The sequence below is a fragment of the Streptantibioticus ferralitis genome (assembly GCF_029223525.1).
In the GTDB taxonomy this organism is placed as follows: Bacteria; Actinomycetota; Actinomycetes; order Streptomycetales; family Streptomycetaceae; genus Streptantibioticus_A; species Streptantibioticus_A ferralitis.
Window position 1 is genome coordinate 82736 of the sequence record NZ_JARHTQ010000007.1, and the last position, 16175, is coordinate 98910.

Annotated in this window: 12 protein-coding genes; 5 read left to right on the plus strand and 7 right to left on the minus strand. The window is 69.0% G+C overall.

Going from position 1 to position 16175, the window contains the following annotated elements; genetic code table 11:
- The first annotated feature begins 2 nt into the window (after nt 1-2).
- Nucleotides 3-368, plus strand: coding sequence for an SH3 domain-containing protein (locus P2L57_RS13090; protein ID WP_275813153.1), 366 nt, complete (start codon nt 3-5; stop codon nt 366-368).
- Between the two features lie 90 nt (nt 369-458).
- On the opposite strand, the gene P2L57_RS13095 is transcribed toward P2L57_RS13090, so the two are convergent.
- From P2L57_RS13095 to P2L57_RS13110, 4 genes are all read right to left on the minus strand, one after another.
- A complete protein-coding gene (locus P2L57_RS13095; RefSeq protein ID WP_275813156.1) occupies nt 459-1832 on the minus strand; it encodes a M1 family metallopeptidase in 1374 nt (457 codons plus the stop codon).
- Between the two features lie 118 nt (nt 1833-1950).
- Nucleotides 1951-3234 (minus strand): aspartate kinase, encoded by a 1284-nt coding sequence (locus tag P2L57_RS13100; RefSeq protein ID WP_275813159.1) that lies wholly within the window; start codon nt 3232-3234, stop codon nt 1951-1953.
- A gap of 4 nt (nt 3235-3238) precedes the next feature.
- A complete protein-coding gene (locus P2L57_RS13105; protein WP_275813162.1) occupies nt 3239-4624 on the minus strand; it encodes an aspartate aminotransferase family protein in 1386 nt (461 codons plus the stop codon).
- Between the two features lie 92 nt (nt 4625-4716).
- Complete coding sequence (locus P2L57_RS13110) at nt 4717-8763, minus strand: Pls/PosA family non-ribosomal peptide synthetase (RefSeq protein ID WP_275813165.1); 4047 nt, start codon at nt 8761-8763, stop codon at nt 4717-4719.
- A 600-nt stretch (nt 8764-9363) separates the two neighbouring features.
- On the opposite strand from P2L57_RS13110, the gene P2L57_RS13115 reads away from it, so the two are divergent.
- From P2L57_RS13115 to P2L57_RS13130, 4 genes are all read left to right on the plus strand, one after another.
- Nucleotides 9364-10305, plus strand: a complete 942-nt coding sequence (locus P2L57_RS13115; RefSeq protein ID WP_275813168.1) for a DUF5996 family protein — start codon at nt 9364-9366, stop codon at nt 10303-10305.
- Between the two features lie 306 nt (nt 10306-10611).
- Nucleotides 10612-11601, plus strand: coding sequence for a pirin family protein (locus P2L57_RS13120; RefSeq protein ID WP_275813172.1), 990 nt, complete (start codon nt 10612-10614; stop codon nt 11599-11601).
- Nucleotides 11598-11744 (plus strand): hypothetical protein, encoded by a 147-nt coding sequence (locus P2L57_RS13125; protein WP_275813175.1) that lies wholly within the window; start codon nt 11598-11600, stop codon nt 11742-11744. The genes P2L57_RS13120 and P2L57_RS13125 overlap by 4 nt, the downstream gene beginning before the upstream one ends.
- The gene (locus P2L57_RS13130; RefSeq protein WP_275813178.1) at nt 11741-11875 is read left to right on the plus strand and encodes a hypothetical protein; all 135 of its coding nucleotides are present in this window, start codon (nt 11741-11743) and stop codon (nt 11873-11875) included. Before P2L57_RS13125 ends, P2L57_RS13130 begins: the two co-directional genes overlap by 4 nt.
- 33 nt (nt 11876-11908) lie before the next feature.
- Here the strand turns inward: P2L57_RS13130 and zwf are convergent, their stop codons facing one another.
- From zwf to P2L57_RS13145, 3 genes are all read right to left on the minus strand, one after another.
- Nucleotides 11909-13375, minus strand: a complete 1467-nt coding sequence (gene zwf / locus P2L57_RS13135) for a glucose-6-phosphate dehydrogenase (RefSeq protein WP_275813182.1) — start codon at nt 13373-13375, stop codon at nt 11909-11911.
- Between the two features lie 5 nt (nt 13376-13380).
- The gene (gnd, locus tag P2L57_RS13140) at nt 13381-14412 is read right to left on the minus strand and encodes a phosphogluconate dehydrogenase (NAD(+)-dependent, decarboxylating) (protein WP_275813184.1); all 1032 of its coding nucleotides are present in this window, start codon (nt 14410-14412) and stop codon (nt 13381-13383) included.
- A 222-nt stretch (nt 14413-14634) separates the two neighbouring features.
- Nucleotides 14635-15654: a hypothetical protein gene (locus tag P2L57_RS13145; protein WP_275813187.1), complete on the minus strand. Its 1020-nt coding sequence runs from the start codon at nt 15652-15654 to the stop codon at nt 14635-14637.
- Nucleotides 15655-16175: the final 521 nt, after the last annotated feature.

The window sequence follows — 16175 nt, forward strand, 5'->3', positions numbered from 1 at the left end:
TCATGATGAAACGTCACTCCATCCGCAGGTCCGTCACCGCGGCCCTGCTCACCGCGGGAGTCGCGGTCGGCACGCTGACGACGGCCGCCGGGGCTCAGGCCCTCACTCCGGCCCACTACGGCCGCTGGCACCACCACGTCGAGGGGCGCGTGGTATCCCCGGAGCCGCTGACCGTCCACTACGGACCCGGCGTCAACCGGTGGGTCACCGGGACCATCAGCAACGGCATGCACGTCTGGATCGTGTGCAAGGCCGAGGGCAGCCGGGTCGGCGCCAACGACCGCTGGTACAAGCTCGCCGACGGGCAGGGCTGGGTCCCCGCCCACTACGTGAACAACTACCGGTACGTCCGCTGGTGCACGAGGTGACGCACAGGTGAAGGAAGGTTTCGCCCCGCTCGGCTCGATGCCGGGCGGGGCGGAACCGCGTTCTCGTCCGATGTCTGCCGAGAGCTCGGCTCACCCGGCGCCAGGCTTACCGGAACGGCCTGAACCGGTCCCTGCGGGCGGTAGTTCGGGAAGCGCCGTGGTGTACAGCCAGTCGTGGAAGAAGTCACCCAGTGCGACGCCCGACACCAACTCGGCGAGCGCGACGAAACGTTCGGTACCGGCGCTGCCGCCCCGGTACCGGGCCACCCACTCCCGGAGGATGCCGAAGAACCTCTCGTCACCCACGGTCAGTCGCAGGGCGTGCAGTGTCGACGCTCCCCGGCTGTAGAGGCGCTCGTCGTAGAGCGCGGCGGGACCGGGGTCGGCGATGACGAAGTCCTGGCCGACCGCGCGCAGTTCGGCCAGCTGGGACGCTGCCATCGCGTGGGCGCCGGGGCCGCCGGTCGCCTGGGACCACAGCCACTCGGCGTAGGTCGCGAAGCCCTCCTTGAGCCAGATGTCCCGCCAGTCGCCGATGCCGACGCTGTCGCCGAACCACTGGTGGGCCAACTCGTGTGCCACCTCGTCCTCATGGCCCCGTCTGCCGTCGATCCGGTCGGTTCCGAAGACGGATAACGTCTGCGCCTCCAGCGGGTCGCCGACCACGGCGTCCACCACGACGGCCCCGTACTGCTCGAAGGGGAACCGGCCGAACAGGTCGGAGAACAACCGGAGCATCCGCGGCTGGCGGCCGAAGTCGAACCGTGCGCGATCCACCAGGCGTTCGGGGAACGCGTTCCGCAGCAGTACTCCCGGCGGACCGCCGGACTGCTCGTCCCACACGAAACGGCCGATCGCGACGGTCGCCAGATAGGCTGACATCGGCTCCTGGTGATCGTAGACCCACTCGGTGCGGTGCCCGCCGACCGGTCGCCGCAGCGCCAACCGTCCGTTGGCGCACACCTGGTAGGCCTCCGGTGCCGTCACCGCTATCCGGTACCGGGCCTTGTCGTCCGGCCGGTCGTTGCTCGGGAACCACGAGGGGGCGCCCAGCGGTTCGCTCATCACAGCGACGCCGTCGCGGGTCCGGAACCAGCCTGCCTCGTCGTCCAGTTCCGGGATCCCCACCGGTCTCGGGACACCGCGGTAGCCGACCTCGATGTCAACGGGCCGTCCGGGCGGCAACGGCAGGCCGGGCCTGATGTACAGCTTCTTCTTCCGCCGCCGGAACTCCGCGGGCACGTCGGCGGCGACGACCCGGGAGACCTCCATACGGGACAGATCCAGACTGAGCACGTCCAGCGCGCGCTCCGGGACCACGGTGATGCTCGCGGTGCCGAGGACGCGACCGGATCCCGGCTTCCAGTCCAGCTGTATGCGGTACCGCAGGACCCGGTAGTCATCGCTTCCATGCCGGGGAAAGTACCTGTGCCGTCCGAGGTCTCCCGCCCCCCTCGACTCCACGCGAATTCCTCCCTTTGGGCACTGGCTGGGCGGGATGCCGGGCAGGGGACGGGCGCTTGCCGATCCCGTCCCCAAGGTGACTGCCCGAGGCCGCGGCCCTCGTTGGCGAACGGTCCCGCTACGTCCTTGCGCGGACCTCCTCTCCCTCGGCCGAGACCATGGCCGGTGCCTCAGGTGTCCCCAGCCCGAATGCCGTATGCAACGCACGGACGGCGTCGCCCAGTTGAGCGGCCCGGCACACGGCCGAGATCCGGATTCCCGAGGTGGAGATGATGTCGATGTTCACTCCCGCCGCGGCCAGGGTCTCGCAGAAGGTGGCGAGCACCCCGGGTTGTGCGCGCATACCGGTTCCGACCAGCGAGACCTTGCCGATGTGCTGGTCCAGGCAGATGTCCTCGAACCCGATCTCCGCGTGCTGTCCGCGCAGCGCCGCCAGCACGGACAGACAGCGGTCCGCCGGAACGAGGAAGGACAGTTCTGTACGACCGTCGGCTGGGTGCGATGCGTTCTGCACCGCCATGTCGAGCTCGGCCCCGGCGTCGGTGACGGCCCGGAAGACTCGGGCGGCGTGGGCGGGCCGGTCGGGCAGACCGGTCACGGTGATCTTGGCACCGGACTCGTCGTGTGCGACCCCGGTGATCGACGGCCGTTCGGCGGCGGGCACCTCGCGGGCCGCGCAGACCATGGTGCCCGGCCTGCTGTGGTACGAGGAGCGCACGTGTACGGGTACGCCGTGGCGGCGGGCGTACTCCACACTGCGCGGCGCCAGCACTCTGGCGCCGCATGCGGCCAGCTCCTGCATCGTCTCGTAGGTGATGTGGTCCAGCCGCCCGGCGTCCGGCACGATCCTCGGGTCCGCGGTGTAGACCCCGTCCACGTCGGTGTAGATCTCGCAGGTGTCGGCCTTCAGGGCGGCGGCCAGCGCTATCGCCGTGGTGTCGGAGCCGCCACGGCCCAACGTGGTGACGTCGCCGGTTTCCCGGTTGACTCCCTGGAACCCCGCGACCAGGACGATCGCGCCGCGGTCGAGCTCCTGCCGTACCCGGCCGGGGTCCATGTCGGTGATCCGTGCCCTGCCGTGCGCGGCGTTGGTGAACACCCCCGCCTGCGAGCCGGTCAGGGAGCACGCTGCGCCATCGAGCGCCTGGATGGCCATGGCGACCAGGGCGTTCGAGACGCGCTCGCCCGATGTCAGCAGCATGTCCAGCTCGCGTGGCGTGGGTGCGGCGGTCACCTCCTGCGCCAGGCCGAGCAGTTCGTCGGTGGTGCCGCCCATCGCGGAGACCACCACCACGACGTCGTGACCTGCCTTGCGGGTCGCGACGATGTGCTCGGCGACCTTCTTGATCCGCTCGGTGTCGCGCACCGAGGAGCCGCCGTACTTCTGGACGATGAGAGCCACGTGGTCACGCCTCCTGCCGTGCCTTGTCCCTGGTCGCTTCGGCGATCGCGCCGACGAGGATCGCGCAGGCGGTGTCGACGACTTCCGCGGTGACGTTGAGCGGTGGCATCAGACGGACCACGCAGTCGGCGCGGCCGCCGACCTCGACGATCAACCCGCGCCGCAGTGCGCGGGCCTGCACTTCGGTGGCGAGTTCGCCCGCCGGGCCGCCGTCGGTGGGGTCGGCGAACTCGATCCCCCACATCAGTCCGCGACCGCGCACCTCGCTGACCCAGGGGTCGGCATGCAGCCCGGCGAGTGCCCTGGTGATCTGCTCCCCGCGCTGGCGCACGTTGCCCAGCACGTCGTCGCGGCGGAAGACGCGCACCGCCTCCGCGCCGGCGGCGAAGGCCAGTTGGTTGCCGCGGAAGGTCCCGGTGTGCGCGCCCGGCGCCCACACGTCAAGTCGCCGGTCGTAGAGGATGACGGCGACCGGTGTACCGATGCCGCTCAACGCCTTGGACGCGACGATGACATCGGGCTCGATACCGTACTGCTCGAAGGCGAACCAGGTACCGGTGCGTCCGCAGCCGCTTTGCACCTCGTCGACCACCAACGGGATGCCCAACTCCAGCGTCAACTCCCGTACCCGGCGTACGAAGTCGGCGCGCGCGGGGATGATGCCGCCCTCGCCCTGCACCATTTCCAGGATCACGGCGGCGGGCAGCGGCACTCCGCCGTTGCCGTCCCGCAGCGAACGCTCCAGATAGCCGGCGCAGTTGGTGGTGCAGGTGTCCGGCGTCAGGTCGAGCGGGCACCTGGCGCAGTAGGAGTAGGGGAAGAAGTGGATGCCGGGTACTCCGTTGGGCACCGGTTGCTTCTGCGAAACGAGTCCGGTGATCGCCATGGCGGCATGGCTGCTGCCGTGGAAGCCGCCCTGGAAGGAGATCACATCGCCGCGGCCGGTCGCGGTCTTGCAGAGCTTCAGCGCGGCGTCGACGGCGTTCGCTCCCGTCGGACCGCAGAAGTGGAACTTCATCCGGTCCCGCAGGCCCGGCGCCAGCATGGACAGTTGGGCCTCGATGAACTCCTCCTTCGCGGGGGTGGGGAAGTCCAGGCCGTGCGTGAGCCGGCCGAGTTGCGCGGTCATGGCCGCCACCAGATCGGGGTGGTTGTGGCCCAGGGAGAGCACACCGGCCCCGGCGAGGAAGTCGATGAAGACATTGCCGTCGACGTCCCGGACGAAGCTTCCGGAAGCCTCCTCGATGGCGATGGGTAACCGGCGCGGGTAGGTTCGGGCATTGGACTCGTGGCGCTGCTGGAGCGCCAGGAACTCGGCCGAGCGGGGGCCCGGCAGCTCGTGGTCGACGTGTGGGGCGGTCCATGGGCTGCACTGGTCGAGCGATGTCATGAGTGTCTCCGCGAAGTGTCGAAGGAGGCAGGCGTGATGGGTCGATGCGGCTCTCGGCCGCCGACGGCGTGCTGCCGTACGCCGTCGTATGCTCAGCAGGGGCGGGCCGGAATGCCGCGCCAGCGGGTCTGGTCGGGCAGTCGCTCGCCCTTCATGACCAGGGACAGCGCATCCAGTGAGGTACCGTCGCCGACTTCGGCGTCATAGAGGACGACGGACCGGGGGCCGACCGAACTGGCCTTTCCGACCCTGACGTTGGACATCTTCATCACCCGGTCCTCGAACAGGTGGGTCTGCAGGGATGTGACCTCTCCGACGGCCGCGTCGTCGCCGACCTCCACGAGGTCGAACTCCGTCATGTAGGTGGTGGCCAGCCACACCCGTCGGCCGATGCGGGCGCCGAACAGCCGCATCATCGTGGCCATCCACGGGGTGCCGGTCAGGAAGTTCACCAGGGAGGGCACGACGAGGTTCTCGAACAGCCCCGTGATGAGTTCGGTGCGCCGCACCCAGATCCCCCACAGCGGTTCGACCCGCGGTCGATAGCGGCCGATGACCAGCCATTTCAGGGCCACAGTCACCAGGGTGGAGAGCACACCGACGCAGAGCAGCAGCGCCGGTCCCAACAGGAAGAGGGCGAGCGGGGAGGCCGACCTGGCGAGGTGGATCGAGGCGTACAGGCTTACCAGGACGCCGAGTGCCGCGATCGTGGCGGGCAGGGTCACCCGGAAGTACTCGATCACCAGGCGTGCGGCGATGAGCCCGGGGCTGGGGTGGTAGGTGAACTTCGCAGGGAAGTCCTGGCTGGCCTCCCGGCGGGGCAGGAAGATGGCCGGTGATCCCAACCAGGTCGTCTCGGGGTCCACCGGCCGGGTCGGCGCCACCGAGTGCACACCCAGCAGGCTGTTGTCGCCCATCCGGCAGGAGCCCGGCACCAGCGCGCCGTTGCCGACGAAGCTTCGGCGTCCCACCTCCGCCGGTGCCAGAGCGATCCGGCCCCGGTGGAAGACGGCGGGCCCCACCACACTGACGTCCGCCACGAAGCTGCGTTCTCCGATGACCAGCATGTCCGGATCGACGAAGCTGACGGTGGCCACTTCGGACCAACGACCGGTGCGCGCACCGAGCATACGGAGGAACGGCACCAGGTAGAGGGTGGAGTACAGCGCGTGGGTGAGCACCATGCTGGTGGTCATCAGACCGTCGGCGATCCATTTGCGCACCCCGAAGCCGCTACGTTCCGGGTAGACGCCCGCCCGCACTTTCGGCAGCACCGCACGCTTGACCACCAGCACCAGGGCGCAGGTGAGCAGCACGACCAACGGCCCGACCGCGGCCGTGGACGCGCAGGCCCAGCCGAAGCCGTCCTGGACCGCCACATAGCCGACGAGCGTCCCAGCCGTGTCGGCGATGATCAGCGGCACCAGTATGAGCACCAGCGCGCCCGCGGCGTATCCGCCGATCAGCCGCAGGGGCCACCGCCGGTGGTCGGCGTCCGCAGCCAGGGCCTCAAGTACCGGTGGGGGAGCGGCCTGTCGGCGGGCCGGAGACCCGGACCAGTGCTCGTCGGCCGGTACGGTCTGGTCCGCGGGCACCAGCGACTGGTCTCCCACGGACGCGTCGCTGCCGACCACGGCGCCCGGCATGATGACGCTGTTGGTCCCCACGAAGCTCCGGTCGCCGAGCGTGACCGGCGCCAGCCGCAGCCAGCCGTCCTGGACCAGGAAGGACTGCACCCGCGCGCCGTATCCGATGCTCGCCTCGTCGCCGATCGTCACGAAGGTCGGCAACGCGATGACCGAGGACAGGTGGCAACCGCGCCCGATCCCCGCCCCCAGCAGCCGAAGCAGGGGCGGCAGCAGCGGTGAGCCGGTCAGCAGGGCGAGCGGCGACATCGCCAGCACCTTGCCGTAAAGCCAGAACCTCAGGTACGTCACACCCCACAGCGGATACCAGCCGGGGCGTACCCCGGACATCAGCAGCCGCCCGCCGAGCAGCGGCAACGCCAGCAGGCTGACCAGCAGCCATCCGATCTCCAGCGGAACGAACGAGCCGAACCCCAGGCGGCTCAGCTGGTCCAGCGCGGAGCCGGGCGCGACTGCGCGCGCCGGGACGTGCCACACGGCCAACAGCCGGTAGACGAGCACGCCGACGGGCAGGCCGATCAGCAGCAACCACCCGTACAGTGCGGCTATTTGGGCAAGTCCGCACGCTATGACCCGGGCGGTGGAGTGGCGCCTGGCCGGAGGGACAGGCGCCGCCGATCGCTGTTCGGCCGGCGTCGCGTCACCGGTGTCGAGGAACGTGGCCAGATCGCGGATGGTGGGGTGGGCGTACAGATCGGCCATCGCCACTGTCGCCAGCTCCGGTTGCCGCCGTAGCCGGGAGACGAGGCGGGCCGCCGCCATGGAGTGGCCGCCCAGGTCGCAGAAGAAGTCGTCCTCCACCGAGATCGTCTCGGTGCCCAGAACTTCCCGCCATACCGCGGCCAGTCGGCGCTCCACCGGGGTCCGTGCGGCGGCATGGGGTCTGAGGCGTCGCGCGAGCGGGGGAGAGGTGGCGGCGGGCAGCGCGGTACGGTCCACCTTGTCGGCCGCCAGCAGCGGGAATTCGGGCAGCACCTCGACGAACGACGGGATCATGTAGTCCGGAAGCCTGCGACGCAGCGCGGTGTGCAAGCGCGTGCGCAGGTCATCCTGGGTGTCATGGCCCGTACGGCCGTTCAGCGTGACGTAGCCGACCAGGTCCTGCACCACGCCGTCCCGCTCCAGCGGGGTGACCACCGCGTTCTCGACCGCGTGGTCCTCGCGCAGTACCTCCTCGATCTCGGCCAACTCGATGCGGTATCCGCGGATCTTCACCTGGGTGTCGATCCGGCCCAGGAACTCGATCTCTCCGGCGGAGGTGAACCGCCCCAGATCGCCCGTGCGGTAGATCCGCGGGTTCTCCGCCCGCTCGTGCTCCACCGGATTGGTCACGAAGCGTTCCGCGGTGAGCTCCGGCCGGTTGAGGTAGCCGATCGCCACCCCCGGACCGCCGACGCAGATTTCACCGCTCTCACCTTCGGCGACCGGGCGCAGCCGGTCGTTGAGGATGTAGATCCGGTAGGTGGGCAGCGGGGTGCCGATGGTGACCGGCCGATGGGGCAGCAGTTCCCCGCAGGTCGCCGTGACGGTCGATTCGGTGGGGCCGTACGCGTTGAGGATGCGGCGCCCGGGGCGGTGCCAGCGGCGTACCAGGTCCGGTGGGCAGGCCTCTCCGCTGACCAACAGGCTGCGCAGGGTGGGTACTTCGGCCTCGATGGTGGTCAGCAGCGTCGGAACGCAGCACAGCACGGTGATCGCGTTCTCGATGAGGAAGTCGGCGAGCCCCTGTCCGACGCGCCGGTCGTCGGTTGGTCCGGCCACCAGCGTCGCCCCCGCCGCCCATGCGGGCCAGATCTCCTCGACCGAGAAGTCGAAGGCGATGGACAGCCCCTGATAGACCCGGTCCGCACTGTTCACCCGATAGATCGGTGTGACGACGCGCAGGAAGTTGACGATGTTGGCGTGCGAGACGGCAACACCCTTGGGTCGACCGGTGGTTCCAGAGGTGTAGATGACGTAGCACAGCGACGACGCGCTGACACCGCCCTCGGGGCGATCGTCCGGTTGGTCGGCCAACTGGCCCGCGTCCACGTCGAGTTCGAGCACCTGGCAGGGCAGTCCCCGAGTCCGGGCCGACATGGTGGAGGTCGTCACCAGGTCGCACAGTCCGGCGTCCTGCGCGATGAACGCGACCCGGTCGGCCGGGAACGAAGGGTCCAGCGGAACATATGCGGCACCGGCCTTCATGATGCCGAGTAGCGCCACGTAGGTGTCGACGGATCGATCCAGCAGGATTCCGACCGCCTGGCCCTCCTTGGCGCCGCGCTGTCCCAGCAGCCGCGCCAACTGGTTGGCGCGGCCGTCGAGTTCGGCGTAGCTGAGCCGCGTGTCGGCGCAGATCAGGGCTGTATTCTCCGGCTCTCGGTCACATGCTCGCTCGAAGAACTGGACCAGTCCCCGAGTCGGCGGTAACGCCCGGGGGCGCGGTGTGGCGGACGCGCCCGGATCATCACCCGCCCTGGGGGAAAGTGCCGTTGACTTCGCGTCTGGCATGGCCGCTCCTTGTCACCCATAACGCAGAAGGGTTTTTTAATTGTCTTTGCATTTCACTGTGCGCCGCTTGATGTTTCCCGGAAGTGACGGTGCCATCAGCCGCTGACGCGCGCGGTAGTAGCACGTTGAACCGAATCGAAAGCTAGGTGCGCCCGGCCTCGGGGAATAGCGGGATACGGGCCAACGTCCGGTGGCCGGTTACTCCCGAACAACGTATACGAGAAGCGACGGTCACATCTTCGTGGTTGACAGTAATTTCACAGGTGCGTCACAGGCTTGGATTCGAACGGCCCTCCGGTCGATCACTGTTTCCGTCGTGAGGTCCCGTTCGCGATTTTTTGCCGGTCATGTCCATGGAAATCACCCAGTGACTTTGCGTCGCCGCCCGGCAGAAGTGTTCCTCCGGGAACCGGCCAGCGGAATGCCGTGGGCGCGGCCCCGATCCCGCCGAGCGGCGCTCGGATCGCGTAAAGACCCGCCCTCGGTGAGGCCGCTTCCGGATGCGCCGCGTCCGGCGAACACCTAGCCTCGAATCCGAGCTGCCGCTGGGCGCTCCGCTCGGCCTGACCGGCTTCGGCGCGGCACGAGGAGTGGTGCTCCATGGAGATCTTCCCCCCGATCCCGCTCGCGGAGTGGAAGGACTCGAAAGAGACGCTGCACCGGTTCGCCCAGATCGTCGGCAAGATCCGACTGGCCTCCGGCGTCCGACGCAACCACTGGTGGAACGTGCCGTGCCACCTGACCGGCCGCGGCACCACGACCCGCCCGATGGGTCAGGTGGACGGGAATCCGGTTTTCACGATCGATTTCGATTTCGTCGGCCACCGACTGATCGCACGTACGTTGGACGGGAGGGCGGCGTCGTTCTCCCTGCCCGGACACTCGGTCGCGTCGTTCTACCGCGAGACGCTGAACGCCCTTCGCTCCATCGGGGTGGCGGTGCACATCGAACACCCCCATCCCTACGAACTGCCCGACGCGAAACGACCTTTTGCCGACGACACCGAGCACGCCTCATACGACCCGTTCTGGATCAACCGCTACTGGCAGGTGCTCAGCCAGGTCAATCTGGTCCTGGAGGAGTTCTCCGCGGGATTCTCCGGAAAAATCAGCCCGGTGCACCACTTCTGGCACACGTTCGACATCGCGGCCACCCGCTTCTCGGGCCGAATCGTCGAGCAGCCGCCGAGCGTCGACCCGGTCACCCGCGAGGCGTACTCCCGGGAGGTCATCAGCGCGGGCTTCTGGTTCGGCGACGACGCCTTCCCGCGGCCGACCTTCTACTCCTATGCCGCGCCGGAGCCTGAGGGCCTGGCCGACCAGCGGCTGTCCCCCGCGCCCGCACGATGGGTCGAACAACGCGGCAGTCACCTGGCGGTGTTGGACTACGACGACATCCGGGGTGGTGCGAACGCCCGAGCCGCTGTCCTCGACTTCTACGAGGGCGTCTATCGGTCCGCGGCGCGCCTCGCCGGGTGGGACATCGAGCGGCTGGCCTCTCCCGGGGGCATCACCGACCCCTACGCGCCGGCGGCGGAGTGAGAGCGCTTCCCCGGCGGTCAGTGGCTCATATCGGCGCATCTCCCGCCGCCTCAACGGCCGGTTCGGGGTCGCGGCGCTCGACCGCGGTGATGAGACGGCTCACCGTACCCCGGTGACCTGCGGTGCCGCTTCTCGCGATCACGCGGCACAGTGGCCCGGTCGCGATCCGTGGCCGCTTGTCGCCCGCCGGGCTTTCGGGGCGCCGAGTCGACCCGCGCCGGTCATGTGCGGTGGCGGGAATGAAGATGAGTCGTTCAACGTTCAACCAAATGCTTCGGCTTACACGCCCCGCCCGAGGAGGATGCAATGCCTGCTGTGACCGTAGAGAACACCCTGCTCCTGCCACGCGTCCCGGAACCGGACCCGCAGGCGGCTCCGCAGCGTCCGGTGCGCTCGGTGACCAGTGCGCCGCAGGGCTTCGAGGGCGAGGGATTCCCCGTGTACCGGGCCTTCGCGGGGGCGACGCTGCGTGATCTTGACCCGTTCGTCCACATGGATCAGATGGGTGAGGTCGAGTACGCGCCCGGCGAACCCAAGGGCACCGCCTGGCACCCGCACCGCGGCTTCGAAACCGTCACGTACATGATCGACGGCCTGATGGAACACCAGGACTCGCACGGCGGCGGAGGCACGATCACCGACGGCGCGACCCAGTGGATGACCGCGGGCAGCGGCATCCTGCACATCGAGACACCGCCCGAGGCCCTGGTCGCCTCCGGAGGCCTGTTCCACGGCATCCAGTTGTGGGTCAACCTGCCGCGCGCCAACAAGGGCAACCCCCCGCGGTACCAGAGCATCGAGGGCCAGCAGACGGTGCTGCTGTCCTCGCCGGACGGCGGCGCGCTCGTCCGCGTCATCGCCGGTGACGTGGCCGGGCACCACGGGCCGGGCGCCACCTTCACACCGATCACCATGATCCACGCCACGCTGAGCCCCGGCGCCCGTCTGGTGCTGCCCTGGCGGCCCGACTTCAACGCACTGGTGTACGCGCTGTCCGGACGCGGCACAGTCGGAGCCGAACAGCGCCCGCTCGACGCACACCAGCTGGCCGTCTTCGGACCGGGCGCCGCCCTGACGGTGTCCGCCACCGGGCAGCCGGACAGCCGGACGCCCCAGCTCGACGTACTGATCCTCGGCGGTCGGCCGATCCGCGAACCCGTCGCGCACTTCGGGCCGTTCGTCATGAACACCAAGGCCGAGGTCATCCAGGCGTTCGAGGACTTCCAGAGCGGCCGGCTCGGGGTCATCCCCGCCGACCGCATCCCCCACACGGCACCCGGCGAGGAGCTCAGTTGACCAACACCTCGCCCCCGTACCCGCAGGAGAGCTTGGCCGGGCGCTGGGCGCGCGCCGGGCGGTTCTTCGAGGCCACGGAGTACGCCGAGGCCGCCCGGCTGCTCGTCGACATAGGGAAACCTGTTGTCATGGGGAGCCGTTGATAGGCGATGAAGTCGCGGCCGAGCAGGACCACCGCCTCTGGGCGGCGAGCATCCGGCCCGAGGAGATCACGAGCCTGCCGGACACCCTTCACCGCATGCTGGCCGAACTGCACCGCCACGAGGTCAAGTAGGGCGAGTCGCCGTGGTGGCGCTGCTCCGTACGTCTAGTGGCCGTCCGGCAGATACCAGTGGTGGGGCGCGATCAGGTCATTGATCGATTCCGGCCCCCAGGACCCCCGGGCGTGCAGTTCCACCTCTGGCGGGGCTTTGAGGAGCGGCTCGGAGATCTCCCAGAGGCGTTCGATTCCGTCCGAGCGGGTGAACAGCGCCTGGTTGCCGAGCATCGCGTCCAGGATCAGCCGTTCGTATCCCTCAAGGCCGTGCGCCTTCTGGAAGGAGTCGGCGTAACGAAAGGTCATCTCCGCCTCGGCGAGGCGCATGGTCGGGCCTGGCTCCTTCGCGAGGAAGCGGGTGGCGATCCAGCCGGGGTCGTCGAAGTCGATCACGAGGGTGTTGGCCCGGTGGTCGACGCTCGCGCGCGTGTCGACGGGGAACATCCGCAAGGGGGTTTCCTTGAAGTGGAGTGACACCACCTGGCGTCTTTGCGCGAGTGACTTGCCGGAGCGCAAGAAGAACGGGACACCGGCCCAGCGCCAGTTGTCGACCTCTGTGCGCAGCGCGACGAACGTCTCGGTCTGTGAGTGCGGATCGACGCCCGGCTCGGAGCGGTAGCCGTCGTACTGGCCGCGTACGACGTGTGCGACATCGATCGGCTTCATCGCCTCGAAGACCTTGCTCCGCTCGTCTCGCAGTGGTTTCGCGGCCAGCGTCGTCGGTGGCTCCATCGCCACGAAGCCGAGCACCTGGAACAGATGGGTCACGATCATGTCCCGGAAGGTGCCCGTACCTTCGAAGAACCCGGCGCGCCCCTCGATCCCGATGGCCTCCGGCACGTCGATCTGCACATGGCTGATGTGGTCGCGGTTCCAGATGGGTTCCAGGAGTCCGTTGGCGAAGCGGAGCGCGAGGATGTTGTCCACCGACTCCTTGCCGAGGAAATGGTCGATACGGAAGATCCGGGACTCGTCGAAGACCGCGTGGACGGTCCCGTTGAGGTCACGGGCCGATGCCAGATCGGAACCGAAGGGCTTTTCGATGATGACGCTGCCGCCCTCTGCGAGCCGCGTCGCACCGAGCATTCCGACGACCGAGCCGAAGGCCGCTGGCGGCACCGCGAGATGGAACAGCCGGCGCGGGCTCCCGCCGATGGCCTTCTCGGCCGCCTTCACCGCCGCGATCAGTGGCCCAGGCTGCTCGGGATCGGCGGTGCCGAAGCTCAACGCACTCTCGAACGCCCGCCATGCCTCGCCCACCGGCTTGGCCATCCCGAACTCGGCGACGGCGTCCTTGGCGCGCTGACGGAACTCCTCGTCGCGCAACGCGGACTTCGTCGGCGCCGAGCCGATGATCCGGTACTTCCTGGGCAGCAGACCGGCGTTGGCCAGATGGAAGAGTCCGGGCAGCAGCTTGCGCCTGGCAAGGTCCCCGGTCGCCCCGAACAGCACGATGACATGGTCGTCGGGGACCTGGGACGTGGTGTCGGTATCTGCTGACTTCGCGGCGGAGCTCATCGGCGTCAGCCCTTCTTCTCCGCGTGGCCCCCGAACTCGCTCCGCATCGCGGAGAGGGCCTTGTGGGCCAACTCGCCCAGCGCCTGCGACTGGAAACGGTCGGTAAGCGCCGCGGTGATGACGGGTGCGGGTACGCCCTCGTCGACCGCCGCCAGCACCGTCCACCGGCCCTCACCGGAGTCCGACACACGTCCGGCGAAGTCGTCGAGCCGGGGTGATCGGGCGAGGGCGTCGGCCATCAGGTCTACCAGCCACGAACCGACGACCGAGCCGCGACGCCAGACCTCGGCGACCTCGGCGACGTCGATGTCGAACCGGTAGGCATCCGGATCGCGCATGGGTGCGGTCTCCGCGTCGAGCGGGCGGGCCGTCTCGCCGACGTTGGCGTGCCTGATGATGCTGAGGCCCTCCGCGATCGCGGCCATCATGCCGTACTCAACGCCGTTGTGGACCATCTTCACGAAGTGGCCCGCGCCGCTCGGGCCGCAGTGGAGGTAGCCCTCGGGAGCGGTGCCGCCGGGCCGCGTACGGCTGGGCGTGGGCTCGGCGCTGCCGACGCCGGGGGCGATGCTGCGGAAGATCGGGTCCAGCCGGCGGACGGGCTCCTCCTCGCCGCCGATCATGAGACAGTAACCGCGCTCCAGGCCCCAGACGCCACCCGAGGTCCCGCAGTCCAGATAGTGGAGGTTCCGCGCCGCGAGCTGCTTGGCGCGTGCCATGTCGTCCCGGTAGTAGGAGTTGCCACCGTCGATCACGGCATCGCCCGGGTCGAGCAGTCCGGCCAACTGGTCGAGTGTGGTCTGTACGACACCGGCGGGCAGCATCAGCCAGATGGCCCGAGGCTTCTCCAACTTCGCCACGAAGTCCGGCAGGGATGCCGCGCCCAGGGCTCCCTCGCCCTCAAGCGTCTTCACCGCGCTCTCGCTGATGTCATGGACGACGCAGCGGTGTCCGTCCCGCATGAGCCTGCGCACCAGATTCGCACCCATCCGGCCGAGCCCGACCATGCCGAGCTGCATGGGGTGGTCGCTTGCCATTGCCGTACTCCTCGCTCTCCGGACGGACGCCAGTGGCGAGGTCCAGCGGCTTCTCAGGCCCCCTGCTCTCGACGATGTTCTCGACGATCACGAGCACTTCCTACCCTGGGGTCATCTGCATGAAATGGCCCATACAGGGGGTGATTCCACGGCTGGGGAGGGAGCCCGTGTGCCCACCAGGCGAGGCACCCGGGCTCCCTCCCCCCGTCGCGGGATCAGGGGTCAGCCGGACATCGCGCATCCGCCGGCGGCGTTGCTCCACGTCGGCTGCATGGCGAAGGAGCCGGTCGGCAGGCTGATCGCGCCCAGGTTCTGCCAGGCGCACAGGTCACCGTTCTCCGAACCGTCCGAAGCCACCCAACCGCTGGACGGCTGGGGGTCGGTGGCCGTCTCCGCGTACTCGTGCCCTTCGACGATGCTGAAACCGTCGAGCTGGTTCTGGACGGAGTTCGCGCCGCAGCTGGACCCCGCGTCCAGGACGTAGGGCATGTTCGTGTACGGGACCGTGCCGTTGTAGTCGTGCCAGGCGCAGAACCCGGAGTTCGGGAACCCGTCCGGAGAGGTGCCGCTCGGGCTGAGCACGACGATCTGCACGTCGTTGCCGGACACCCCGAAGTGCTGGGCGCCCACGGTCGCTTCGGCGGCGATGTCCGAGGCGGCGGCGGAGCTCGGAGCGGCCGCGGAGTCGTCGACCCAGGTTCCGGCCAGCACCGGCCCGTTGAAGGACGGCCCCTGACCGGAGGAGTCGGTGTACTGGGAGGTGACGGTGGACCAGGTGTCCTGCGAGGTGCCCAGACCGTTGAAGAGGTTGGTCTCGTAGCTCTGGACGCCGTTGGAGTCGCTGTCCCACTGGTTGCCCCAGAACACCAGGTACACCTTCAGCTGGTGTTGGACCGGGCCGCCGTTGTACTGCAGGGTGCCACTCGCCGTCGGCCGCCGCCGATCGGCGGTACGTGGTGTGGCGGCGCCGCGCAGGGCGGGTACGACACCGAAGCGTCCGTGTGTCTCCACGCGGACGGTACGGCCGTGGGTGCGCACGTAGTGCACCTGGCCGGAGTGGTGCGCGCCAGCGCCGTTCGGCGTGGCGGCGATGCCACCGGATGACGCGGTACTGGACGCGGCCGCGCCCAGCACCGCCGTCACCGCTGCGGCGAGTACTGCCAGGGTGTGCCGGAACGAGCGCCAGGAGCGGTCGCCCGAGGAACGCGTGGAGCTGGTATTGCGGGATCTGTGTTTGCGCATCCCGAACTCCTCATGCGTGGTGGGGGATGACAACGCGCTGGGCGTGGTTCGCACGGCCGAAAGCGGTTGTCCGTGTCCAGTCAAGCGCCCTGAGGGTGTGTCAGCAAGCCTCAGGAGGCGTCAAATCTCCGACACGTCACGCGGGTCGCGTCCGGCCACAGCTCCCGCGTCGACGGACGGGTAGCCCGTTCGCCGAGGGCGCCGAGGCGCCGAAGTGCCCTTCAGGGCATAGAGGTTGGGCTTCGTCGCGCGATCGTGATGATCTCCGGTCTGGTGCCGGACGGAGGGCTGCGGTCCCGGCTCCCGGGCAGCTCCTGATCACCAGGAGCGATGGGCCATCGCGCCAGACTGCCGGCCCTGCCCGATCGACCACAACCGAATACGCCGCGCCGGCCCGCGTCCGCGCCAGTGGCGCCACGGCCTTGCCCGTCCTCGGCGAACGGCTTGGGCGCCTGTTCGGCTGTCAGGGGGAAATGCGGGATGAAGCCGCTTTGATGGGCGGAGCCAAGCTAACCATGGAA

Bases quoted from the DNA above. Each gene is read 5' to 3' on its own strand.
- gnd (WP_275813184.1), bottom strand. From the start codon at position 14,412: ATGGCAAGCGACCACCCCATGCAGCTCGGCATGGTCGGGCTCGGCCGG.
- P2L57_RS13105 (WP_275813162.1), bottom strand. From the start codon at position 4,624: ATGACATCGCTCGACCAGTGCAGCCCATGGACCGCCCCACACGTCGAC.
- zwf (WP_275813182.1), bottom strand. From the start codon at position 13,375: ATGAGCTCCGCCGCGAAGTCAGCAGATACCGACACCACGTCCCAGGTC.
- P2L57_RS13110 (WP_275813165.1), bottom strand. From the start codon at position 8,763: ATGCCAGACGCGAAGTCAACGGCACTTTCCCCCAGGGCGGGTGATGAT.
- P2L57_RS13120 (WP_275813172.1), top strand. From the start codon at position 10,612: ATGCCTGCTGTGACCGTAGAGAACACCCTGCTCCTGCCACGCGTCCCG.
- P2L57_RS13115 (WP_275813168.1), top strand. From the start codon at position 9,364: ATGGAGATCTTCCCCCCGATCCCGCTCGCGGAGTGGAAGGACTCGAAA.
- P2L57_RS13090 (WP_275813153.1), top strand. From the start codon at position 3: ATGATGAAACGTCACTCCATCCGCAGGTCCGTCACCGCGGCCCTGCTC.
- P2L57_RS13145 (WP_275813187.1), bottom strand. From the start codon at position 15,654: ATGCGCAAACACAGATCCCGCAATACCAGCTCCACGCGTTCCTCGGGC.